The 22,658-nt window shown below is 69.1% G+C and carries 20 protein-coding genes; 15 read left to right on the top strand and 5 right to left on the bottom strand.

All coding sequences use genetic code 11. The features are described from left to right. Window positions 1-208 precede the first annotated feature (208 nt). Both PU630_RS16295 and PU630_RS16290 read right to left on the bottom strand, forming a co-directional pair. Window positions 209-2,275, bottom strand: coding sequence for a heavy metal translocating P-type ATPase (locus PU630_RS16295; RefSeq protein ID WP_275278108.1), 2,067 nt, complete (start codon window positions 2,273-2,275; stop codon window positions 209-211). Between the two features lie 13 nt (window positions 2,276-2,288). Next, window positions 2,289-2,522 carry a heavy-metal-associated domain-containing protein gene (locus PU630_RS16290; protein ID WP_275278107.1) on the bottom strand — a complete coding sequence of 78 codons (234 nt, stop codon included), beginning with the start codon at window positions 2,520-2,522 and terminating at the stop codon, window positions 2,289-2,291. Between the two features lie 235 nt (window positions 2,523-2,757). Between PU630_RS16290 and PU630_RS16285 the strand changes: the two genes are divergently transcribed. The 8 genes from PU630_RS16285 (at window position 2,758) to PU630_RS16250 (ending at window position 12,976) form a co-directional block, all read left to right on the top strand. Further along, on the top strand, window positions 2,758-3,525 hold the full coding sequence (locus PU630_RS16285; protein ID WP_275278106.1) for a Crp/Fnr family transcriptional regulator: 768 nt from the start codon (window positions 2,758-2,760) through the stop codon (window positions 3,523-3,525). Between the two features lie 75 nt (window positions 3,526-3,600). Then, a complete protein-coding gene (locus PU630_RS16280) occupies window positions 3,601-5,046 on the top strand; it encodes a threonine/serine exporter family protein (protein ID WP_275278105.1) in 1,446 nt (481 codons plus the stop codon). Window positions 5,047-5,272: 226 nt separating this feature from the next. Beyond that, window positions 5,273-6,481: an ROK family transcriptional regulator gene (locus PU630_RS16275; protein ID WP_275278104.1), complete on the top strand. Its 1,209-nt coding sequence runs from the start codon at window positions 5,273-5,275 to the stop codon at window positions 6,479-6,481. After that, on the top strand, window positions 6,478-7,422 hold the full coding sequence (locus tag PU630_RS16270; protein ID WP_275278103.1) for a carbohydrate ABC transporter permease: 945 nt from the start codon (window positions 6,478-6,480) through the stop codon (window positions 7,420-7,422). The genes PU630_RS16275 and PU630_RS16270 overlap by 4 nt, the downstream gene beginning before the upstream one ends. Beyond that, complete coding sequence (locus PU630_RS16265; RefSeq protein ID WP_275278102.1) at window positions 7,415-8,245, top strand: carbohydrate ABC transporter permease; 831 nt, start codon at window positions 7,415-7,417, stop codon at window positions 8,243-8,245. Before PU630_RS16270 ends, PU630_RS16265 begins: the two co-directional genes overlap by 8 nt. 40 nt (window positions 8,246-8,285) lie before the next feature. Beyond that, the gene (locus PU630_RS16260; RefSeq protein WP_275278101.1) at window positions 8,286-9,533 is read left to right on the top strand and encodes an ABC transporter substrate-binding protein; all 1,248 of its coding nucleotides are present in this window, start codon (window positions 8,286-8,288) and stop codon (window positions 9,531-9,533) included. A 63-nt stretch (window positions 9,534-9,596) separates the two neighbouring features. Continuing rightward, window positions 9,597-10,742: a glycoside hydrolase family 15 protein gene (locus PU630_RS16255; protein WP_275278100.1), complete on the top strand. Its 1,146-nt coding sequence runs from the start codon at window positions 9,597-9,599 to the stop codon at window positions 10,740-10,742. Further along, a complete protein-coding gene (locus PU630_RS16250) occupies window positions 10,739-12,976 on the top strand; it encodes a glycoside hydrolase family 31 protein (RefSeq protein WP_275278099.1) in 2,238 nt (745 codons plus the stop codon). Before PU630_RS16255 ends, PU630_RS16250 begins: the two co-directional genes overlap by 4 nt. Before the next feature lies 1 nt (window position 12,977). Here PU630_RS16250 and PU630_RS16245 read toward each other — a convergent pair whose 3' ends face one another. Beyond that, window positions 12,978-13,439, bottom strand: a complete 462-nt coding sequence (locus PU630_RS16245) for a CinA family protein (RefSeq protein ID WP_275278098.1) — start codon at window positions 13,437-13,439, stop codon at window positions 12,978-12,980. A gap of 177 nt (window positions 13,440-13,616) precedes the next feature. On the opposite strand from PU630_RS16245, the gene PU630_RS16240 reads away from it, so the two are divergent. The 5 genes from PU630_RS16240 to PU630_RS16220 all read left to right on the top strand — a co-directional run bounded on the left by PU630_RS16240 (window position 13,617) and on the right by PU630_RS16220 (window position 19,467). After that, entirely contained in the window at window positions 13,617-14,594 is a 978-nt protein-coding gene (locus PU630_RS16240; protein WP_275278097.1) for a nucleoside hydrolase, read from the top strand. A gap of 349 nt (window positions 14,595-14,943) precedes the next feature. After that, on the top strand, window positions 14,944-16,122 hold the full coding sequence (locus PU630_RS16235; protein ID WP_275278096.1) for a sugar ABC transporter substrate-binding protein: 1,179 nt from the start codon (window positions 14,944-14,946) through the stop codon (window positions 16,120-16,122). Between the two features lie 7 nt (window positions 16,123-16,129). Then, complete coding sequence (locus PU630_RS16230) at window positions 16,130-17,803, top strand: sugar ABC transporter ATP-binding protein (protein WP_275278095.1); 1,674 nt, start codon at window positions 16,130-16,132, stop codon at window positions 17,801-17,803. A 4-nt stretch (window positions 17,804-17,807) separates the two neighbouring features. Then, complete coding sequence (locus PU630_RS16225; protein WP_275278094.1) at window positions 17,808-18,860, top strand: ABC transporter permease; 1,053 nt, start codon at window positions 17,808-17,810, stop codon at window positions 18,858-18,860. Between the two features lie 193 nt (window positions 18,861-19,053). Continuing rightward, window positions 19,054-19,467, top strand: a complete 414-nt coding sequence (locus PU630_RS16220) for a hypothetical protein (protein WP_275278093.1) — start codon at window positions 19,054-19,056, stop codon at window positions 19,465-19,467. A gap of 84 nt (window positions 19,468-19,551) precedes the next feature. On the opposite strand, the gene PU630_RS16215 is transcribed toward PU630_RS16220, so the two are convergent. Continuing rightward, the gene (locus PU630_RS16215; protein ID WP_275278092.1) at window positions 19,552-20,655 is read right to left on the bottom strand and encodes an alcohol dehydrogenase catalytic domain-containing protein; all 1,104 of its coding nucleotides are present in this window, start codon (window positions 20,653-20,655) and stop codon (window positions 19,552-19,554) included. Between the two features lie 81 nt (window positions 20,656-20,736). On the opposite strand from PU630_RS16215, the gene PU630_RS16210 reads away from it, so the two are divergent. Then, window positions 20,737-21,081: a DUF2200 domain-containing protein gene (locus PU630_RS16210; protein WP_275278091.1), complete on the top strand. Its 345-nt coding sequence runs from the start codon at window positions 20,737-20,739 to the stop codon at window positions 21,079-21,081. Between the two features lie 8 nt (window positions 21,082-21,089). Here PU630_RS16210 and PU630_RS16205 read toward each other — a convergent pair whose 3' ends face one another. Next, window positions 21,090-21,971 carry an SDR family oxidoreductase gene (locus PU630_RS16205; RefSeq protein ID WP_275278090.1) on the bottom strand — a complete coding sequence of 294 codons (882 nt, stop codon included), beginning with the start codon at window positions 21,969-21,971 and terminating at the stop codon, window positions 21,090-21,092. Between the two features lie 90 nt (window positions 21,972-22,061). Here PU630_RS16205 and PU630_RS16200 point away from each other — a divergent pair, with 90 nt between their 5' ends. Next, on the top strand, window positions 22,062-22,643 hold the full coding sequence (locus tag PU630_RS16200) for a TetR/AcrR family transcriptional regulator (protein ID WP_275278089.1): 582 nt from the start codon (window positions 22,062-22,064) through the stop codon (window positions 22,641-22,643). Window positions 22,644-22,658: the final 15 nt, after the last annotated feature.

Below are 22,658 nucleotides of genomic sequence, written 5' to 3'. Positions count from 1 at the left end.
GGGTTGACGGGCGAAAATTCGGCGCGGGGAGGGGCTTCGTGATTCGTTCACCAGTTGATGTCTCAGGAACATCAAGCGGTGAGCGAATCGGACACCCCGCGCGCTCGGAAATTTCTGGTGCACCGGTGGGTCGCGCTGCGCTCACGTCTTGATAACTATGAGCGATCACGTGGCGAGCGAATCGGGAACCCCTGTGGACCATCCGATTTCAGCTCCGCCGAGCGACGTGGGGTGACTCGTCGGCTCTCTGCGCGCGCTCGACGATCGCGGACCGGGGCGGTTCGAGCCGCTGCAGGCGCGCAAGAGTCCGGAGTGCAGGTCGCCGCGCCGGGCCGCGGCTGCGGCCCACGGCATCCGCCCGCAACAGCCGCATCGCGTTGGCGATGACCGCCAGCACGGAGAGCTCGTGCACCAGCATCCCGACCGCCATCGTCACGCCGCCGAAGACAACGCCCGCCAGCAGCGCCGCGACGGTGATCATGGCGACCGCGACGTTCTCGCGCATGACCGCGACCGTGCGCCGGGCCAGTCCCAGGGCGCGCGGCAGTGCGAGCAGGTCATCGCGCATGAGGGCGACGTCGGCGGTCTCGATCGCGACGCCCGAGCCGGCCGCGCCCATGGCCACGCCGATGTGGGCGACGGCCAGGGCGGGCGCGTCGTTGACGCCGTCGCCGACCATGGCCACGGTGTGTCCGCCGCGCTGCAGCTCTCGCACCGCCTCAAGCTTCTGCTCGGGCATCAGGCCCGCGCGCACCTCGTCGACACCGACCTCGTCGGCCACCGCCGCTGCCACCCGCGGTGCATCACCGGTGAGCATCACGACGCGGCGCACGCCGGCGCGATGAAGGCGCTGGATCGCCTCGAGGGCCTCGGGCCGCACGTGATCGGCGACCGCAAGCACGGCGATCGGACGTCCGTCGACGGCGACCACCATCGGCGTGCGCCCGGCGGCGGCGAGCTCGTCGACGGTGTCGGCGACAGCCTCGATCAGGCGCGCGTGCGGTGCCGCGGCGGCAACGTCCACGCCTCGCGCCGCGCCCTCGCGCAACAGTGCGAGCGTGCCGACGGCGACCTGCCGTCCGTCGAGCGTCGCGATCACGCCGCGGCCCGGCACCGGTTCTGTGTGCGACGGCAAGCCCACGACCGCGACCCCGGCCGCCGCGGCCGCGTCGAGCACCGGGCGGGCGAGGGGATGCTCCGACCCGGCCTCGGCGCGTGCGGCCAGTGCGAGTACCTGCGTGCGGTCGTATGCGTGGTCGACGATGATGACGTCGGTCAGGTGCGGGCGCCCCTCGGTGAGCGTGCCCGTCTTGTCGATCGCGACGACGTCGACCTTCGCGGCTGTCTCGAGGTACTCGCCGCCCTTGATCAGGATGCCGTCCTTCGCGCCGCGCCCGATCCCTGCCACGATCGCGACGGGAATCGAGATGACCAGGGCCCCAGGGCATCCGATCACCAGCAGTGTCAACGCGAGCGTCAGATTCTGTGTGACCAGGCCCAGCACGAGCGCGAGCACGATGATACCGGGCGTGTACCAGGTTGAGAAGCGGTCCATGAAGGCCTGGGTCTTCGCCTTGGCGTCTTGCGCCTCTTCGACCCGGTGGATGATGCGCGCCAGTGTCGTGTCGGCCCCGACGCCGGTGGCCGTCACCTGCAGCACGCCGCCGGTCGCGACCGTGCCGGCGAACACGTGGTCGCCGGCCGCCTTCTCGATGGGGATCGACTCGCCCGTGATCGACGCCTCGTCGACCGCGCCGACACCGCGCGCGACGACGCCGTCGACCGGCACCTTCGCGCCGTTCTTCACCAGCACGAGCTCGCCGGGCTCCACGGCGGCGGCCGCGATCTCGTGCTGCACGCCGTCGCGCAGCACCACGGCCGTCTCGGGTGCGACGGCCACCAGCTCGGCCAGCGCCGAGCGGGTCTTGTTCAGCGTCGCCTGCTCGAGCGCGTGACCGATTGCGAACAGAAACGTGACCGCCGCGGCCTCCCACAGCTCGCCGAGCACCACGGCGCCGATCGCCGCGACCGACACGAGCAGGTCGATGCCCACGACTTTGGCCCGCAGCGCACGCAGCGCGGAGAGGATGATCGGGATGCCGGCGGTCGCCGCCGCCGCGAGCATGAACGCATCGCCCCACACCGTGAGGCCGAACAGCTTCGACAACCCGAACGAGAGGGCGATGAGCGCGCCCGCGACCGCGGGGACGCCCCACCGGCTGTGGAAGACCCGAAGGCTGCCAAGGCTGCGGCTGCTGCGAATCAGATGACGCACGGTGTCCCTCCGCTCAGAACGTCGAGACCAACGCCGAATAGCCGACCTTGCCGACCGCGGTGACGAGCTCGCTGGCGCTGATCACGGTGAGGTCGTGGTCGACCTCGATGCGGCCGGAGGCGAAGTGCACGGTCACGTGCTGGACCCCGGGCAGGCGCTTCAGCTGCTTCTCGATCTTGCCGACGCACGAGGGGCACGCGAAGCCCTGGCCGCGCAGTGTGGTGTGGGTGGTGGTGGCCGTGTTCATGGCGGTTCCCTTCTGCTGATGTTCTGAAAGTAGAAGGGATGCCACGCCCCGACCATGACGCACGTCAATCAACCGCAGATCGGGCGGCTGCGGCATCCACTCCCCACGACCGATCGGTGATGCGGCAACCCTCGCTGAGACAGGGGGAAGCAACCGCATTCTCGTCCGGGAGTTGCAGTCTCACGGGCATGGGCCGGACGCCCGGTGGCACGGTGCCTCGCGTACGCTCAAAGGCATGGGCAGCACGGCGCCGGAGGCCGGTGCGCGGCGACGGATTCCGCTGCGCGAGGTGCGGCTGCCGCACGTGTGCCCGCGGCCGGTGCGTCTGTGGGCGCTGCAGCGCGCGCCGTACTTCGCGGGTCTGGCCGACACTGAGCTCGCGCGCATCGACGACCGCATGCAGGTGACGTCTTGGCGCGAGGGCGAGAGCGTCTACCGCGCCGGCGACCCGGCCGGGCACCTGCACATCGTCGCCGAGGGACGTATCAAGCTCACGCAGACCACGGCGTCGGGCGCCGAGACCGTCGCCGACGTGCTCGGACCCGGTGAGCTCTTCGGCGCGATGGGAACGCTCGGCGAACCTGTGCACCGCCAGTCGGCGACAGCGCTCGTCGGCTCCTGCGTGCTGCAGATCGGGCAGGAGGCGTTCCGCGAGGTGCTGGCCGAGCATCCGGCCGTGGCGCTGTGCGTGCTCGACGACGTCGCCGCACGGCTTGCGCGGGCTCATGCCGACATCGGCGGGCAGAGCTCCGACACGGTCGCGCGGCGCGTGGCTACCGCGCTGCTGCGCCTGGCCGACAAGCTCGGCGAAGACCAGGGTTCAGGCGGGGTGCTCATCGAGGTACCGCTGACGCGCGCCGATCTCGCCGGGCTCGCCCGCTCGACCCCCGAGTCGGTGTCGCGCGTGATGAGCCGCTGGCACCGTGAGGGGGTCATCGACTCGGGTCGGCGCTGGACGGCGATCACCGACCGCGCCCGGCTGGAGGCCGAGGCCGCGGGGTGAGGGAGCCCGCGGGCCGCGGCATCCACCCGTCTCCTGCGCCCTTGCCGCAGAACGCGGCGCGCCTAGGCTGGAACCGTGACGCGCGAGATCGAATCGGAGGGCCGGCTGCGCATGTGGTGGGCAGCGCGGATGCGCGCGTTCACCGGCGAGATCGTGCGGACGGCCTTTCCGCCCACGCAGCGCGTCTCGATCCCGTGGAGCGCCGACGCGCTCTCGCAGAGACACGCGCGTGCGGTCATCGACCTGTGTCTGCGCAGCGGTGAGGCGATGCTGGCGACCGGCGCGACCACAGCCGACGTCGTGGCCACCGTGCTGCGCATCAGCGGGATCTACGGGCTGATGAACGTGCATGTCGACATCGCGTTCACGTCGATCACGATCTCGGTGCACCGCGGACTGGACGAGGACCCGATCTCGATCATGCGCGTCGTCAAGGTGCGCACCATCGACTACACGCGGCTGCAGGCGGTGTATCGGCTCATCGACGAGATCGTCACCACGGGCGGCGCCGTCGACGTCGACGACGCGCGCGACCGGCTGAGCACAATCCTGAACCAGCCGCATCCGTACCGGCGCTGGGTCGTCACTCTCGGCATGGCGGTGCTCGCCGGCGGAGTCGTCGTGATGTTCAACGCCAGCCTCGTGCTCGCGCTGGTGGCCGCAGCATCCGCCGTCGTCGCCGACCTTATCGGGCGGCGTCTGGCCAAGTGGGGGATCGCCGTCTTCTTCTCGCAGATCGCCTGCGCGGCGGCTATCACCGCGATCGCCGTGTTCATGTACTCGCTGCGGTCGATGGGGGTGGAGCTGCCGGGAGCGAACCATCCGACGGTCATCGTCATCTCGGGAATCATCATGCTGCTATCGGGCATCGGCCTGACCACCGCCGCGCGTGACGCCGTCGACGGGTACTACCTCACCGCGGCAGCGCGCACCATGGAAGTCGTCATGCTCACTCTGGGCCTTGCCATCGGCATCTGGGTGACGATCGGGGTCGCCTTCCGGCTCGGCGTGCCGGCGTCGGTGGGAACCTCGCTCGGCTCGGGCCGTGGATTGTGGGCCGGGATGCTGGGGGTCGCGCTCATCGGCATCGGCTTCGCGCTCACCTCTTATGTGCGGTTCGGCCTGGCGCCGCTCATGGCCGCCGACGCCGTCATCGTGTTTGCGGTGTATTACCTGCTGCGTCCGCTCATGCCGCAGCCGGGCCTGGCCGCCGGCATCGCCGGCGCGGTCGCCGGGATCATCGCCTACCTCGCATACCGGTGGATCAAGGTGCCCGAGGCCGCGATGGCGATGGCCGGGATCATCGGGCTCATCCCGGGTCTGGCCTTCTACCAGGGCCTCTACGCGCTGATCGGTGACGACTTCGAGCCGTCGGCCGCGGCGCCCGCGCTGCTGTCGGCGGCGGCGACCGGGCTCGGCCTTGCCGCCGGCACCGCCATCGGCGGATACATCGCGCGCCTGAGCTTCGGTCTCGACCGCTCGGCCCGCATCGCGCAGCGTCGGGGGCGGGTGCGGCGGTAGGGGCTCGCGAGGCTCGCTCACCCGCTGAGTGCCGTGAGTTGCCAGAAGCGGCGGGAAGAGCCGCCGTCAATCCAGCCACTTCTGCCAAGTCACGGGTTGTGATGTCTGCCCGAGGTCGCTCGGGTACGACGCCGCACGAAGCGCGCGGCCAGGCCACCAACGCACGTGCTTGACATACCCTCGCACTTCCTTCTACTCTTTCTTCACGACTTAACAAAGGAGTGAAATGGGTGCTGCGGGTCGATCACAGACGGACGTCAACCGCACGGCGATCCTCGCGCATCTCGGTGCGCACGGCCCCGCGTCGCGTGCCGAGCTCGCCCGCGCGCTCGACGTCTCGGCAGCCCTTATCACCCAGCTCACCCGTGACCTGCTCGCCGACGGACTGCTCGAAGAGCTCGACGAAGCCCGCAGCGGCGGCCGCCCCGCGCGCATGCTCGGGCTGGTCTCGCACGACATCACTGCGCTCGGAGTCAAGGTCGCGCCCGACCACCTCGCCTTCGTCGAAGTGGGCATCGACGGCGTTGTGCGACGCTCCGAGACACGTCCGTTCGACGCCGTCTCACCGCTTGCCGTGCCGCATCTCACTGATCTTGTTGCCGAATTCATCGCCGCCGGCGAATCCGACCGGCTCATCGGCGTCGGCGTCGGGCTGCCGGGTACCGTCGCTGAACAGGGGATCGGCGTTGTCGACTCCACCCAGCTGCGCTGGAACCAGGTGCCGCTCGGCGAGCAGATGCGTCGCGCCCTCGGGCTGCCGGTTGTCGTGGAGAACAACGTAAATGCGCTCACGGTCGCCGAACAGCTCTACGGGCAGGGCCGCGACTTCCGCAACGTGCTCGTCGTCACGGTCGGCAACGGCGTGGGCGCCGGCCTCGTCGCCGACGGTGTGATCGTCCGGGGCCGGGCCGGTGGCGCCGGCGACCTCGGCCACGTGCCCGTGCGCGAAGACGGTCCGCTGTGCCAGTGTGGCAACAGGGGATGCCTGGAAGCGATCATCGGGCAGGCGGCTCTCGTGAACGATGCCCGATCGATCCGACTGCTTGGCGAGGCGGAAGGCATCGACGAGCTGCATGGTTTGGCCGACGCCGGGAACGATGAGGCGTGTGAGATCTTCGCGCATGCCGGACAGCAGCTCGGTCGCTCACTCGCCGGTGCCGTGAACCTGTTCGCTCCTGACATCGTCGTGCTCTCCGGCGAGGGCGTCGAGGCGTGGAACCACTGGTCAGGGCCGTTCGAACGCGCTCTGCGCAGCGCGCTGGTGCCCGGAAAGCGTGGCACCACCGTCGCCGTCGAGCGTTGGCAGGACGACCGCTGGGCGCAGGGTGCCGCTGCGCTGGTGCTGGCAACCCCCTTCGATTCGCAGGGTGTCGCCGGTGAACAGGGCCGGCTCGTGCGCGAGCGGCTCGTCGCCTCGATCGAGGCGCGCCCATGAGCACCATGACGATGCAGCCCCCGATGGCTGCTCCGCCTGCGCCGCCCGCGACGGCGGGCCGGCGCCGCGTCCGCAAGACGAAGTACCTTCTCACGGTCGCGGTCTTCCTGCTGCCCAGCCTCATTCCGCTGCTCGCGTTCGTCATCGGCCCCATGCTGTCGGCGGCCTGGACGAGCCTGCACTCGTGGAACCTCATCGGCCCGATGAAATGGGTCGGACTCGACAACTACGCACACCTGGTGACTGACCCGGCGACCGGCCAGGCGTTCCTGCACACGATCTACTACATCGTCGGCTACCTGCCGCTGGTCTACGTCGGCGGACTCGCACTTGCGCTCGCGCTGAACGCCAAGCTGCGCGGCCGCTCCTTCATGCGGGGCATGTACTTCCTGCCCGTCGTCACCAGCTGGGTCGTCGTCGCCCTGGTGTGGCGCTGGCTGCTCAACCCCAGCACCGGCATCGTCAACACGGTGCTCGGCTGGTTCGGCATCGATGGTCCCGGCTGGTGGACCGACCCGGCGTGGTCGATGCCATCGATCATCCTCGCGTCGGCGTGGAAGGACCTGGGCTTCGTCATGGTCATCCTGCTGGCCGGTCTCCAAGCCATCAACAGCGACCTCTACGAAGCGGCATCCCTCGACGGCGCGGGCTGGTGGCGACGTCTGTTCAGCGTCACCCTCCCGATGCTGTCGCCGTCGACCTTCTTCGTCATCGTGCTCTCGCTCATCAACGGCTTCCAGGTCTTCGACCAGGTGTATGTCATGACCGGCGGCGGGCCCAACAACTCGAGTCAAGTCGTGGTGCAGCAGGTGTACGACCTCACGTTCCGCTACGGGCAGGCGGGCATGGCCTCGGCACTGTCCTGGCTGCTGTTCTTCGTGATCCTCATCGTCACGCTCATCCAGTTCTATGGGCAACGCAAGTGGGTGAACTATGACTGAGACCGCCCGGCGCAACGCCATCACGAAGACTCTGCTCTACATCGTGCTCATCGTCGGGGCGCTCATCATGGTGTTCCCGTTCGTATGGACGGTCGTGACATCCCTCACCCCCGGCGCCACCCTGACCACGGCACCGAAGCTGATTCCTGACAACCCGTCGCTCGCCCCATACTTCCAGCTGTTCAGCCGGGTGCCGTTCGCGCAGGTCATCCTCAACTCGATCATCATCGCCGTGATCAGCACGGTATTCCAGCTCATCACCAGCGCCATGGCGGCCTACGCCTTCGCCCGGATGCCCTTCCGCGGCCGCGGCGCGGTGTTCGTGCTGTACCTCGCGACGATGATGATCCCCTTCCAGGTGCTGATCGTGCCCCTGTTCGCCGAGATGAAGACGCTCGGCCTGATCAACACCTACTTCGGTGCGATCCTGCCGACGATCGCCTCGGCATTCGGGGTGTTCCTGCTGCGTCAGGCGATGAGCAGCGTGCCCTACGACCTCGACCAGGCCGCCACACTCGACGGTGCCGGGCACTTCCGGATCTTCTTCCAGATCATGCTTCCGCTGGTCCGTCCCGCCTTGGCCACGCTGACCGTGTTCGCCTTCCTGAACACGTGGAACAGCTTCCTGTGGCCGCTCATCATCTTGCGCGACCCCGCCATGCAGACGTTGCCGGTCGCGTTGTCCAGCCTGCAAGGACAGTACTCGACTCAGTGGGACGTGCTCATGGCCGGCTCGGTCATCAGCATCCTGCCGATGTTCGCCCTCTACGTCTTCGCCCAGAAGTACATCGTCCAGGGTGTGGCCGGCACCGGCCTGAAATGACCCTTCCACCCGAACGCCTCATCAAAGGAGATCCCGCACCATGAAAAAGACAATCGTCGCGACGACATCCGTCGCGCTGGTGGCAGCCCTCGGGCTCACCGGCTGCTCATCATCCGGTGGCGACGCCGGCGACAGTGGCCCCGTCACCATCACCTACTCCAACTTCATCTCGAACGGCGGCAACGAGGACAACCTTAAGAAGATCGTCGCCGCCTTCGAAGACGAGAACCCCAACATCACTGTGAAGGTCACCACCGCGCCCTACAGCGACTACTTCACACAGCTGCAGACCGACCTCGCCGCCGGTACGCAGGCCGACGTGTTCGACGTCGACGCCGGCAGCTTCGCCAACATCCAAGCGAATGGGGTGCTGGCCGCGCTCGACGGCGTCGACGCGTCGGCATACCGCACGTCGGTGCTCGACAGCTACAAGGTCGACGGCGCTCAGTACGCGCTGCCCACGTCGTTCTCGAACGTCGTCCTGTTCTACAACAAGGATCTCTTCGACAAGGCCGGCGTCGACTACCCCACCGCCGACTGGACCTGGGCCGACGAGAAGGCCGCAGCCGAGAAGCTCACCGACAAGAAGGCCGGCGTGTGGGGCGACTACCAGCCGGTCACCTACAACGAGTACTACAAGGCCGTTCAGCAGGCCGGTGGCTCGTTCCTCTCGTCCGATGGCAAGACGACGGCGTTCGACTCGGAGGCAGGGAAGGCCGCCGCAGAATGGATCGCCGGAAAGTCGGGCACGGTGATGCCGACCGCCGCCGACGGCGCTGGCACCGCCGACTTCGACACGAACCTGTTCAAGGACGGCAAGCTCGCCATGTGGCACACCGGAATCTGGATGATCAGCCTCGTCGGCGACCTGCCGTTCGGCTGGGACATCGCCGTTGAACCCGGTGACGCGCAGAAGGCCAGCGCGACGTTCTCGAACGCCGTCGTCGTCTCTGACGCCTCGAACCACAAGGAAGCCGCTCAGAAGTGGGCGGAGTACCTCAGCAGCTCGAAGGAGATGGTGGGTGTCCGCCTCGACGCCGGCTGGGAGCTGCCCGCCATCAGCGACGAGTCGCTGCTGCAGCCCTATCTGGAGCAGACGCCGCCCGCGAACCGCAAGGCCGTGTTCGACGCTCTCGAGAACATCGCCGTCGCACCGCAGCTCGGTTCGCAGTCGCAGCAGATCCAGGATGCCGTGACCAACGCCCTCGGCGAGATTGCAGCGGGACGCACCACGACCGAGAAGGCCATCCCCGCGCTGGCCGATCAGGTCGACGCACTCCTGCAGTAACCGCACCGGACCGGCCGTGCCCGCCGCCGACGGCGGGCACGGCCCCTCTACGAAAGACTCCTTGTGACCGATACCACTCTTCACCGCAGCGCGGCCGACATCGCTGCGCTCGCCGAGCGCAGCATCCACCTCATCACGTCTCTGCAGACGCCCGAAGGGGCATACCCGGCCAGTCCCACGTTCTCCGCCTACGTCGGCTACAGCTGGTTGCGCGACGGCTCGTTCATCGCGGATGCGGCCTCGGCGATGGGGGAGATCGACTCGGCGAGACGCTTCTACGACTGGTGTGCGGATGTCATCGAGCGGCGCGCCGATGCGATCCATGCGATCGTCGACGACGCGCGCGAGGGGCGCCCTGTGCCGGCGGTGCGGATGCTTCCGGCGCGGTTCACGTTTGCCGGCGGCGACGGCGCCGACGAGTGGTGGGACTTTCAGCTCGACGGCTACGGCACCTGGCTGTGGGCGCTCGTCGAGCACCTCGGACGGCACGGCCTCGATGGCACGCGGTACCGCGACGCCGTAACGCTGACCACCGAGTACCTGCTCGCCTCATGGCAGCGCCCCTGTTACGACTGGTGGGAGGAGCACTCCCAGCACGTGCACGTGTCGACGCTGGCTTGCATCGCGGCGGGACTGAGCGCGGTTGCCGACGAGAAGCTCGTGGACGCCGAGTTGACCGAACGTATCCAGAGCGAGGTGGCGGCGATGAAGAAGCTCGTCGCTGCCGACGGAATCGCGGACGGGCACCTCATCAAATGGCTCGGCAGCACTGCCGTCGACGGCAGCCTCGCCGCGGCCATCGCGCCGCTCGGTTTCGTAGACCCCGGCTCCGACCTTGCCCGCCGCACCGTCGCGGTGCTCGAAGCCCACCTCACCGTCGATGGCGGCGTGCACCGCTACCTCGGCGACACGTTCTTCGGCGGCGGCCAGTGGCCGTTGCTGTCATGCTTCCTCGGGCTCGCGCACCTCGCCGACGGTGACCGACAGCGGGCCGAGGAGTTATTCGGTTGGGCAGCGGAGACGGCCACCGACCAGTTCGATCTGCCGGAACAGACGGCCGGACACCTCATCGCCCCCGGGATGCGGCAGGAGTGGGTAGATCGCTGGGGGCCCGTGGCCACACCGCTGCTATGGAGCCACGCCATGTTCCTGCGGCTGGGCCTTGCCCTTGGCCGAATACCCGACGTGACGGAAGGACGCACCCGATGATCCGCCATCGCCCTTCGGGGTCCGGCCACCCGTACTCGATCGACACCGAGCAGCGCTCGCCCGTCGTGCCCCTTGCAGGCGAGAGCGTTGCTCTCGGGCTGCGCGCCGACGCCGGCGTCGAGTCGGCCGTGTGCGTGCTCGAGTGGCGGTCCGACGACGGCGGCGCCCCGGTCGTCGACGAGCACGACCTCGAGCGTGTCGCGACGACCTCGCGCGGCCGCGTTAGCGACGGCGGGCACCTTGCCTCGGCGGCGGCCCGCATGGCGCGTTCCGCGGGCGGTTGGCAGACCCGGGTCGACAACTTGCGTGCGGACGGCACCTACCGTTACCGGTTCGTCGCCACTCGCACCGATGGCCGCGTCGAGCGCACTCGGTGGTTCGACTTCCGCGCCGCGCAGTGGCAAGCCGCACCCGGCGCAGTCGCCGAACACGGCCGCGGTCGCGCGCTCGCGAACAGCACTGAAGTGCTGCACGATGGGCAGCGCGCGTGGCGAGTGCGCTTCGCGCTGCCATTGAGCGCCGGTGAGCGTGTCGCCGGGTTCGGCGAACGTCACGACGCCGTCGACCAGACCGGAACTGGCCTCGACGCCGTCGTCTTCGAGCAGTACAAGAGCCAGGGCGCCGAACGCAAGACGTATCTGCCGATGCCGTTCGCGCACGTGACCGGCGGCACCGGCTGGGGATTCCACATCGACACGTCGCGCCGTGTGTGGTTCGACGTCGGCGAGACCGATCCCGGTCGCATCGTCATCGAAGCCGAGACCGGGCCCGGCGGCGACCTCGCGCTGCGCCTGTTCGACGGCAGTCCGGTTGAGGTCCTGCGCGCGTTTCTCGACCGCGTCGGCCGAGCCACCGAGCTGCCGGCGTGGGTGTTCCGGCTGTGGGCCAGCGGCAACGAGTGGAACACGCAGGCTGAAGTAATGCGTCAGATGGACCTTCACGCGCAGCACGACGTGCCGGTCGGCTCTGTCGTCATCGAGGCCTGGAGCGACGAATCCACCTTTACCGCGTTTCGCGACGCGCGTTACGAGGTGGCCGAAGACGGCGCTCCGCACCGGCTCAGCGACTTCACCTTCCCCGAAGACGGTGCGTGGCCCGACCCGAAGGGGATGGCCGACGAACTGCACGATCGCGACATCCGGCTGCACCTGTGGCAGATCCCGCTACTGAAGATGCGTCCGCACCCGACCGGGCAATTGGCAGCGGATGCCGCAGCGGCCGTGCGCGACGACGTTCTGATCCGCGAACCCGACCTGCGGGGCGGAACGCGGCCGTACCGCAACCGCGGGTGGTGGTTCCCGCTCGCCCTCATGCCAGATCTCACCGACGAGCGCGCCGCCCAGTGGTGGACTCAGAAGCGCCGCTACCTCGTCGAGGAGCTGGGCGTGGACGGGTTCAAGACCGATGGCGGCGAGCACGCGTGGGGCGCCGAACTCGTCTATCTCGACGGGCGACGCGGTGACGAGAAGAACAACCTCTTCCCGGTCGGCTACGCAAAGGCGTACGGCGAGCTGCTCGCGTCGACCGGCAAGGCGCCGGTGACGTTCAGCCGGGCGGGCTTCACCGGCTCGCAGTCGCACGGAGCCTTCTGGGCCGGCGACGAGAACTCCACATGGGAGGCGTTCCGCTGGTCGATGAACGCGGGCCTGACCGCGGCATCCTGCGGAATCGTCTACTGGGGCTGGGACATCGCCGGGTTCTCCGGAGACATCCCATCGGCCGAACTCTACGTCCGGGCCGCGCAGGCGTCGACCTTCGTGCCGATCATGCAGTACCACTCCGAGTTCAACCACCACCGCACACCTTCGCGCGACCGCACGCCGTGGAACATCGCCGAGCGCACGGGTGACGAACGCGTGCTGCCGGTGTTCCGTCGGTTCACACAGTTGCGCGAGCGGCTCGTGCCGTACCTGTCTGCCGCCGCTGCGGACACGATCGCGACCGACCTGCCGCTCATGCGACCGCTGTTCTTCGAGTGGCCCGACGACCCGAACGTCTGGAGCGCGCAGACAGAATGGATGCTGGGATCTGGGCTGCTCGTGGCGCCAGTGCTCGAGGAATCGGGCGTGGCACGCGACGTCTACCTGCCGGCCGGCACGTGGACCGACGTCTGGACAGGGCAGCAGTTCGACGGCGGACAGACAGTCACCGTGCCCTCGCCATTCGACCGCATCCCCGTATTCACTCGCGATCGAGACCTGCTCGCGCTCTTTGAGGGGGTCGTCGAGGATTGAGCTAGCCGCCTTGCTCGACGAGGTCGGCCAGCAGGGCGACGGCCGCGGACACGGTGTCATCGAGCACCTGCTGCGGGCCGCCGTCCAGGCGCAGCAAGCGGTGGCCCGTGGTGTCAGCCGTCGCCCAGCCCAGGTAAACCGTGCCGGGGGCATGGCCGTCCTCCGGGTCAGGGCCGCCGACACCGGTCGTCGAGACGGCGATGTCGGCCGTCAGCAGGGAACGCGCGCCGCCGGCGAGCTGCTCCGCGCACTCGGGCGAGCACGGGTCCGTGCCGGGCTCGAGCCCGAGCAGGCCTTCCTTCACGTCCGTCAGGTAGGCGACGATGCTGCCGGCGAACCAGGTCGCGGCATCCTCACCCCTTCCGACTCTGCTTGCGAGCAGCCCGCTCGTGAGCGATTCGGCCAGGGCCACCCGGATGCCGCGACGCGACGCCGCGCTCGCCAGTCGTTCGATGTCGTCCACGCTGCTCCTCCCGCCGATCGCTCCATCATGGCGTGCTCGCGCCTCGTGCGGCGAGGCATTGACAACGCGCGGGTGCGATGACACGGAGCGCGGGGCCGGGCGGAACGGCTTGCAGGCGCTCGTCGATCTGCGGGACTTGCCGGTGCGGCTGCGGTGCGCGTGCGCGAGAATCGGGCGATGGAGAAGATCATCCTCGACTGCGATCCCGGGCATGACGACGCCATAGCGATCCTGCTGGCCGCGGGCAGCCCCGCCGTCGAGCTGCTCGCGATCACGACGGTCGCCGGCAATCAGACGCTCGAGAAGGTCACGCGCAACGCACTCGCGGTGTGCACGGTTGCGGGCATCCGCGTGCCGGTCTCGCGCGGCGCCGACCGGCCGCTCGTCGAGCCGCAGCGGGTGGCTGAAGACATCCACGGCGACTCCGGGCTTGACGGCCCGGTGCTTCCGCAGCCGGCGTTCGAGGTCGACCCGCGGCACGCGGTCGACCTCATCGCCGACACGATCCTGGCTCACGAGCCCGGCACCGTCACGCTCGTCGCGACCGGCCCCCTCACCAACGTCGCGCTCGCGATGCGGGTACATCCCGAGATCATCGACCGCGTCAAGCGCGTCGTCGTGATGGGCGGCGCCTACACGCGCGGCAACGCCACGCCCGCCGCCGAGTTCAACATCGCCGTGGACCCCGAGGCCGCCGAAGACGTGTTCCGCGGATCGTGGGACGTCACGATGGTCGGTCTCGATCTCACCCACCAGGCGCTCGCGACCGACGAGCTCAACGAACGCGTGCGCACGATCGGCGGCCCGGTGAGCCGGTTCGTGCTGGATGTCTGGGAGTTCTTCGGATCGACTTACCACGAGGTGTTCGGGTTCGCGCATCCCCCCATCCATGACGCGTGCTGCGTGGCGGCGGTGATCGATCCTGCGGTGTTCAACACGGCGAAGGCCGACGTGCACGTCGAGCTGCGCGGAACCTGGACCCGCGGCATGACCGTCGTCGACTTCGTCGATGTGCCGGCCATGCGCCACGGCACCGGCAGCGAGTATCGAGTGGATGTCGCGCTGCAGCTCGACCACGGGCGCTTCGCCGACCTGGTGGTCGAGGCGGTGGCTCAGCTCACGTCGGCGCCTTCGCCCGGACGCTCCTGGGGATGAGGACACGTCCTTATCCCCAGGAGCGTCACCGGGAGACCTCGACCCGGCCGTTCACGCCCACGGCACGAACTTGTGAGTATCATTCGAGGCCATCCAAAATTGTTGACGATCTGGTATGCGATCTCTAGCATGCGGAACAAAGACACATGCACGCGTTGCAACGACGCGACGATTGGATGGTCCCGCCGGGCTGGTTTCCCGAACAGCCCTGACGAGGTCGGCTGACCGCTACGTGCGCACAATGCGCAAAGTGTGCCTCTGAGTAATTCCCGCAATCATCGATTGGTCGGAGGATCAGATGCATGCAGTGAAGGCGCGCCCCACCCGAGGGCACGGAGTCAAGCGGGGGATGGTGATCGGCGTCACCGCACTGGCGTGCGCGCTGGCGCTCGCGGGGTGCAGCAGCTCGGGCGGCGGGTCGGGCGGGTCGGGTGGCTCGGGTGGCAACGCGGCCGGCACGCAGGTGTCGCAGGCGACGCTGACCAAGCTGAAGACCGCTGTCAGCGACGCCGAGAAGGTGCCGCAGTTCACGGCTCCAGGCGACAGCGTCGACGTCTCGGCGATCAAGGGCAAGACGATCTACGCCTTCCCGATCAACAACGAGATCGACACCTGCAACCACCAGGTCGCCACCTACAAGCAGCTCGGCGAGGAGTTCGGCGCGAAGGTCATCACGTTCAGCAACTCGGGTTCACCCGACCAATGGGCGACCGGCGTGAAGAACGCGATCGCGGCGCACGCGGACGTGCTCGCGATGTTCTGCGGCATCATCCCGGGGGCGATCGGTCCGCAGCTGACATCGGCGGCCAAGGCCGGCGTGAAGATCATCGACGGCAACTACAACGAGACCAACGACTACTCCGGTCTCGACGCGGTGACCGGGGTCGAGACGGCCGAAGGCATGAAGACGAGTGTGGATGCCGCGGTGGTGGCCCTTGCCGGCAAGCCGCTGCACGCGCTCATGGTCACCAGCAGTTCGGTGATCCAGGGGCCGGCGGCCACGGCCGCGGTCAAGAGCGAGGTCAAGGCCGACTGCGGTGATGTCTGCACGGTCGACAAGACGATCGACATCCCGGTGCAGAACTGGACCAGCGACACCACGAACCAGGTGTCGTCGGCGCTGCTGGCCGACCCGAAGATCAATGCCGTGTTCGTCGCGTTCGACGGCATGGCGACCTTCGCGGTCACCGGCGTGCAACAGGCCAAGCGCGACGACGTCAAGGTCTACGCCTGGGGCGCGAGCGCGACGACGATCCAGACGATGGTCGGCCATGACGACGGCATCTTGCAGGCCGACGTCGGGCCGAGCGTGGCTTGGGACGCCTACGCCGAGATGGACCAGACCATCCGTCTGCTGGCAGGCGAGCCCGCGGCCAGTCCCGACAAGGAGCTCGTGCCCAACCGATTCTGGGTGCCGGCCACCGCGAAGGGGTTCCTGACCTCGAGCGGCGGGTACAACGAGGAGGGATACGGCGGCAAGGCCTATCAGAACGCCTATCGCACGCTCTGGAACGCCCCGACGCTCTGACGGCGACATGAATCCGGTGGGAGGGGATGCCGGCGCTCCGGTGCCGGCCTTGCAGGCGCGGCATCTCGCCAAGCGGTTCGGCGGGCAGCTGGCGCTGGCCGGCGTCGACCTGACGATCGAGCAGGGCGAGGTGCTCGCCCTGCTCGGCGAGAACGGGTCGGGCAAGTCGACACTGGTCAAGATCCTCTCCGGGTTCCACGCGCCCGAGCCCGGCGGCCGGCTGCGAGTGGCCGGGCGTGAGGTGCCGCTGCCGGTGCCGCACGACCACTACCGCGATTTCGGGCTCAGCTTCGTCTACCAGGACCTGGGCCTGGGCATCGGGCTGAGCGTCGTCGAGAACCTGTTCGTCGGGCGACGGGTCGGCTCTGGCCGTGGCATCCTCGCCCCGATCGGCTGGTCCCGCGAACGCCGCGCCGCGCAGCGGGTGTTCGACCGGTACCACGTCGACCTCGACCCGCGGGCGACGGTCGGCGACCTGCGGCCGACCGCGCAGGCGCTGCTGGCCATCGTGCGCGCGGCCGAGGACCTGCGCCTGTTCCGCGAGCGCGCCGGCGTCAATGCCGCCGACGGCACCGGCGAAGCAGCCCACGGCGTTCTCGTGCTCGACGAGCCGACGGTGTTCCTGCCCGAAGACGAGAAGGTCTTCCTCTTCGACCTCGTGCGTCAGGTCGCGAGGGGCGGCACGGCCGTGCTGTTCGTCTCACATGACCTGCCGGCGATCCGCGAGCTGGCCGACCGCGCGGTCATCCTGCGCGACGGCGCGGTCATCGGCGACGTCGTCGTCGCCGACACGAGTGACGAGAGCCTCGTCGAGCTCATCTCGGGACACCACGTGTCGGCCACGATCGAGCGTGCGGCCTCGCGGGCGGTCGAGGCGGTGCGCACCCCCGGCGCGGAGGGGCGGGATGCCGCGGCCTCCGGCGCCGGCGCGGGCCCGCTGTTCGACGCCGCCGATGTGGTCGGCGGCCAGTTGCGGGCCGCTACGTTCACCGTCGACGCCGGCGAGATCGTCGGCGTCGCGGGGTTGCTCGGCTCGGGCGCCGAAGACCTGCCGTACGCGCTGTTCGGCGCGCTCGCGGGCGCGAGCGGTGTGATCCGCGTCGGCGGTGCTCGGCACGACCTGGCCCGGTTCAGCCCCCGCGCGGCACGCGCCGCGGGTCTCGCGCTGGTGCCGGCCGACCGCGCGCAGCAGGGGATAGCGCCCGCACTCACGGTCGGCGAGAACATGCTGTCGCTGGTGCTCGGGCAGTATGTGCGCGGGGGCTTCCTCGATCGGCGTGCGCTGCGGCGCACCGCCGACGAGCGTGCGCGCGCGTTCGGCGTGCGGCCGCCCGACGGCACCGCTCTCGTCTCGTCGCTCTCCGGCGGCAACCAGCAGCGCGTCGTGCTGGCGCGGTGGCTCGAAGACCCGCCGCTGGTGCTGATCCTCCACGAGCCAACCCAGGGCGTCGACGTCGGCACCCGCGCCGAGCTCGGCGGTATGTTGCGACAACTGGCCGCCACCGGCATCGCGATCATCTGGGTGAGCACCGACTTCGACGAGCTCGCCGACGTGTCGCAGCGGGTGCTCGTCTGCTCCGATGGGGCGATCGCTGCGCAGATCACGGCGCCGATCACCCGCGACCGCATCACCGCCGCCGTCTACGCGGCCGGGGCGCGCACGTCCGAACGGGAGGGGTGAAGCCATGGCCGAACCGAAGCTGAGCACGCCGACACAGACGCAGCGCACGCGCATCACGCGACGCCGGGGAATCCTCGCCGGCCGATCAGGCAACATCCTCGAGAGCGCGATGCTGCCGGTCGCGTTCGTGCTGCTGATCATCGCGTTCACGATCGCCACCCCCAGCTTCTTCACCGCTGCGAACTTCTCCAGCGTGCTCGGGTCGCAGGCGGTGCTGTTCGTGTTGGCGCTCGCACTGCTCATTCCCCTCACCAACGGCGACATCGATCTGTCGATCGGCAGCCTGTCAGGCCTCGTGTCGATGGTCGTCGCGGTGCTCAACACGAAGGCCGGCGTCAATATCTGGCTGTGCTGCCTGATCGGTCTGGCCGTGGGGCTCGCCGGCGGTGCGATCAACGCGTTCCTCATCATCCGTTTCAACGCCAACTCGTTCATCCTGACGCTGGCCACCGGCACCGTGTTCGTGGGACTCATCGAGTGGATCTCGGGCGAGCAGACCATCACGGGCGTCTCGAGCGACCTCGTGCAGATCGTGTTCTACAACGACCTGTTCGGCATCCCCTGGGAGTTCTACATCGGCATCGTGATCATGCTCATCGTCTGGTACGTGCTGACGTTCACGCCGTTCGGGCAGCGCGCGCTGTTCGTCGGCCAGTCACGGCAGGTCGCACGGCTCAGCGGCTTTCCGGTCGCACGAGCACGGGCCTATGGGTTCGTCATCGCCGGGTTCATGGCCGCGATCTCGGGGCTGCTGTTCGTCGGCACGCAGGCGTCGGCGAGCCCGGGCGACGGCAACAGCCTGCTGCTGCCGGCGTACGCCGCCGCGTTCCTCGGCCTCACGACGATCCAGCCGGGGCGGTTCAACGCCATCGGCACCGGCATCGCCGTGTACTTCCTGGCGTTCGGCGTCTCAGGGTTTCAGCTGCTGGGCGCGCAGATCTACATCCAGCAGATCTTCTACGGCGTCATTCTCGCCATCGCGATCCTGCTCTCCCGCGTGCTCAGCAGGCGCCGGTACGGCGGAGGCACCGACGAGAGCTTCATCGAGACGGAGTGAGCGGGCCAGCGCGGCATGTCGCGCGACGGCAGCACCGGCGATGCGGGCATCGCCGGTGAGGAGAGGAGCGGACTCGGTCGGGCGGCGGTGTCCCCGGGGGCAACACTCGCGCGCAAGGGGGTTCGGCACTCGCGCGGCCTGGCGTATCGTGCCAACAGCAGCCCTCGACGGGGCGCTCGATCAAGGAGGACACATGCGACTGCGCGACGTTCCGACGAGACTGGTCACGGGTGCGTACATCCTGCACTCCGGCATCACGAAACTGAAGGCTGGAACCGAACAAGCAGAGGGTCTGCACGGGGCGGCCGCGGGGGCGTTTCCGATGCTCCGGAACATCCCCGCGCCGAAATTCGTGCGCATGCTCGCGATTGCGGAGATCAGCGTCGGGTCTCTGCTGCTGGTGCCGTTCATCCCGACGTGGCTGGCCGGTGCCGTCCTGACCGGATTCTCGTCGGGGCTGGTGGGCATGTACCTGCGCACGCCCGAGCTGCGCAAACCCAACAGCATCTGGCCGAGTCAGGCCGGCACTGCCATCAGCAAGGACTCCTGGATGCTGGGGATCGGGATCGGGATGCTCGTCGGGGCCACGGAAGACAGCGGCGACTGAGAGTAGCGCGGCCGCGTGGCGTGGCGGGGCACAGTGCCGCCGCGCGGCGCGGACGTGGACACCGCGGGCCGCGGCATCCACTTCTCAGAACGTCATGATCTGCCGCACCGCCTCGCCGGCGGCGAGCCGGTCCATCGCGGCGTTGATATCGTCGAGCGCGATGCGGTCGGAGATGAGCGCCTCCACGGGCAGCTTCCCCTCACGCCACAGCTGCGCGTAGCGCGGGATGTCGCGCGAGGGCACCGCCGAGCCCAGGTACGAGCCGACGATCGACCGGGCCTCGGCCGTGATCGTCAGCGGAGTGATGGTGCTCGTCGCTGTGGGTGCCGGCAGGCCGACGGTGACCGTGCGTCCGCCGGGAGCGGTCAGTGCGAACGCGGTCTCGAACGCGCGCGGATGCCCCGCAGCCTCGATGACGAGCGGGGCGCGGATGCCGCGCGCCACGGCATCGCCGGGAGTGAGGGCGTCATCGGCCCCCAACTCGCGGGCGCGGTCGAGCTTGGCCTGCAGCGCGTCGACGCCGATCACCCGGCCGTTGCCGAGCGATACCGCCGTGATGAGTGCGGCCATGCCGACGCCGCCGAGTCCGACGACGATGACGTCCTGCCCCGGTTGCACGTCACCGGCATTGATCACCGCGCCGCCGCCGGTGAGCACCGCACAGCCGAGCACGGCGGCCACGTCGGGCGCGACATCCCGCCCCACCACGACCGCCGAGCGGTGATCGACCACGGTGTGCGTCGCGAAGCCGGAGACGCCCAGATGATGGTGCACGAGCTCGCCGTCACGATGCAGGCGCGAGCCGCCGGCCATCAGCACGCCGGCGTTGTTGGCGCGCGTGCCGGCCTCGCACGGCAGGCGCCCGTCGGTGGCGCACGCCGCGCACTGCCCGCATCGCGGGAGGAACGACATCACGACCCGGTCGCCGACCGCGAAGCCCGGGGTGTCGCCGCCGGTCTTCTCGATCGTGCCGGCCGCCTCGTGTCCCAGCAGCATCGGCACCGGACGCGGTCGGTTGCCGTCGACCACCGACAGATCGGAGTGGCACACGCCCGCCGCCTCGATGCGCACGAGCAGTTCGCCCGGCTGCGGCGCATCGAGGTCGAGCGCGCCGACCGTGATCGGCCGCGACTGCGCGAACGGACGGTCACGCCCGATCTCTTCGAGGACGGCACCCGTGATGTTCATGAGTCTCCTTCGGCTCCGGCATCCCCTCTCAGCGTCGTGGAGCGGAGTGGATGCTGTCAATCGGCGCGTTAGTCTGGGCGCGTGCACCGGATCTTCGACACCACGGTCGCCTCGGTCTACCCCCTCTATCTTGCGAAGGTCGAGCGCAAGGGGCGGAGCAAGGCCGAGCTCGACGAGGTCTTCGCCTGGCTCACCGGCTTCGACGGCCCTGCGCTGCAGGACCGCCTCGATGACGGCGCGACGTTCGCGCAGTTCTTCGCCGACGCACAGCTGAACGCGAACGCGGGGCTCATCACCGGTGTGGTCTGCGGGGTGCGCGTCGAAGACATCGACGACCCGCTCATGCAGAAGATCCGCTACCTCGACAAGCTCGTCGACGAGCTCGCGCGCGGCAAGGCGATGGAGAAGATCCTGCGCCGGGCGTGATCGCGGGCTCAGCGCTGGATCTTCTCCAGGTCTTCCCGCAGCCCGGGATGGGTCGGCTCCCAGCCGAGCAGTGCGCGCGTGCGGGCGCTCGAGGACGGCTGATCGACGATGAAGATGGGCCCGAGCGTGCCGAATGCCTCGGCCGGACGCGATTCGACGGGCAGCCCGAGCCGCCGCCCGATCACGCCGACGATGTCGCGCACGGCGTCGCCCTCGTCTGCGACGGCGTGCAGCGCGGTACCGCCGGGCGCCTTCTCGAGCGCCAGACGGAAGAGCACCGCGGCGTCGAGCGCATGCACGGCCGGCCAGCGCTGTGAGCCGTCGCCCGGGTAGGCGGCCGCACCGGTTTGCCGGGCGAGCTGGGTGAGAATCCCGGCGAAACCGCCGTCGCCCTGGTTGTGCACCGTGCGCGGCAGCCGGACGGCCGAGGTGCGCACCCCGCGATTCACGAGCGCCAGGGTGCGCTCGACCGAAATGGAGCGCCCGCCGACCGGGCCGTCCGTGGGCAGCGGGTCGTCCTCCGTCGATGGGCGGCCGGATGCCACAGGGGTGCCCGACACGGTGACCAGCGGCTTTCCCGTGCCGATGAGGGCGGCACCGAGCGCTTCGAGAGCGGCCGACTCGTCGACGACGTTCTGCTGGAGTGCCTCGGGAGAGCTGAAGTCGTTGCCGAAGGCGAGGTGGATGACGCCGTCGGCGCGCTCCGCCTGCTCGCGCAGCACCTCGAGGTCGACGAGCCCACCCCGCACGACATCGGCGCCGGCCGCTTCAGCCTTCTGAGCCGAGACGGTCGAGCGGGCGAGGGCGGTGACGGTGTGGCCGGCAGTGAGCAGCTCGGCGGTGACGGTCGAGCCGATGAGACCGGTTGCTCCGGTGACGAAAACACGCATGGGGATGGTTCCCTCCGAAAGTGATGCGACTAATGTCTCATCAGGCTAGCACCGTGATGGGACATGTGTCGCATCACGTAGGATGAAGGCATGGCGAGATGGAAGCCCGATGCGCGTGGACGGCTCACCGTCGCGGCCCTCGAACTGTTCACCGAGCAGGGGTACGACGAGACGACCGTCGCCCAGATCGCCGAGCGCGCGGGCCTGACCCGCAGTACCTTCTTCCGTCACTTCAGTGACAAGCGCGAGATCCTCACGGCGGGGCAGGAGCTGCTCAGCCGTCTGCTGGCCGAGGGCGTCGCCGCCGCGCCGGCGGACGCCACGCCGCTGGACGCCGTCGCGGCAGGCCTTGACCGCGCCTGCGGCGCGATGACCGATTTCAACCGCGAGCTTGGCCCGCGACTGCACGCGGCCATCGAAGCCAACGAAGAGCTCCGCGCCCGCAACGCCATGAAGAGCGTCGGCATGGCCGCGGCGATCGCCGATGCGCTGCGTCGGCGGGGGGTCTCCGAACTGTCCGCTCAGGTGTCGGCAGAACTCGGTGTGCTCGCCTTCGGCATCGGCTATCGGCGCTGGTCCGACGTCTCCCGAGCAGATGATCCCGGCGAACTCATCACGCACACCCGCGCCGCGTTCGCCGAGCTGCGCTCAGCGACGTCCGCGCTGGGGTGAACTGAGCGTGCGTGC

Source organism: Microbacterium horticulturae, from assembly GCF_029094505.1.
In the GTDB taxonomy this organism is placed as follows: Bacteria; Actinomycetota; Actinomycetes; order Actinomycetales; family Microbacteriaceae; genus Microbacterium; species Microbacterium horticulturae.
Note: the sequence above shows the minus strand (reverse complement) of the source record. Positions and strands in the feature narration are given on the sequence as shown.

Excerpts from the sequence above, each read along its gene's own strand:
- PU630_RS16200 (WP_275278089.1), top strand. The coding sequence starts at position 22,062 with ATGGCGAGATGGAAGCCCGATGCGCGTGGACGGCTCACCGTCGCGGCC.
- PU630_RS16225 (WP_275278094.1), top strand. The coding sequence starts at position 17,808 with ATGGCCGAACCGAAGCTGAGCACGCCGACACAGACGCAGCGCACGCGC.
- PU630_RS16270 (WP_275278103.1), top strand. The coding sequence starts at position 6,478 with ATGAGCACCATGACGATGCAGCCCCCGATGGCTGCTCCGCCTGCGCCG.
- PU630_RS16215 (WP_275278092.1), bottom strand. The coding sequence starts at position 20,655 with ATGAACATCACGGGTGCCGTCCTCGAAGAGATCGGGCGTGACCGTCCG.
- PU630_RS16250 (WP_275278099.1), top strand. The coding sequence starts at position 10,739 with ATGATCCGCCATCGCCCTTCGGGGTCCGGCCACCCGTACTCGATCGAC.
- PU630_RS16230 (WP_275278095.1), top strand. The coding sequence starts at position 16,130 with ATGAATCCGGTGGGAGGGGATGCCGGCGCTCCGGTGCCGGCCTTGCAG.
- PU630_RS16205 (WP_275278090.1), bottom strand. The coding sequence starts at position 21,971 with ATGCGTGTTTTCGTCACCGGAGCAACCGGTCTCATCGGCTCGACCGTC.
- PU630_RS16275 (WP_275278104.1), top strand. The coding sequence starts at position 5,273 with ATGGGTGCTGCGGGTCGATCACAGACGGACGTCAACCGCACGGCGATC.
- PU630_RS16260 (WP_275278101.1), top strand. The coding sequence starts at position 8,286 with ATGAAAAAGACAATCGTCGCGACGACATCCGTCGCGCTGGTGGCAGCC.
- PU630_RS16240 (WP_275278097.1), top strand. The coding sequence starts at position 13,617 with ATGGAGAAGATCATCCTCGACTGCGATCCCGGGCATGACGACGCCATA.
- PU630_RS16220 (WP_275278093.1), top strand. The coding sequence starts at position 19,054 with ATGCGACTGCGCGACGTTCCGACGAGACTGGTCACGGGTGCGTACATC.
- PU630_RS16235 (WP_275278096.1), top strand. The coding sequence starts at position 14,944 with ATGGTGATCGGCGTCACCGCACTGGCGTGCGCGCTGGCGCTCGCGGGG.
- PU630_RS16290 (WP_275278107.1), bottom strand. The coding sequence starts at position 2,522 with ATGAACACGGCCACCACCACCCACACCACACTGCGCGGCCAGGGCTTC.
- PU630_RS16265 (WP_275278102.1), top strand. The coding sequence starts at position 7,415 with ATGACTGAGACCGCCCGGCGCAACGCCATCACGAAGACTCTGCTCTAC.
- PU630_RS16285 (WP_275278106.1), top strand. The coding sequence starts at position 2,758 with ATGGGCAGCACGGCGCCGGAGGCCGGTGCGCGGCGACGGATTCCGCTG.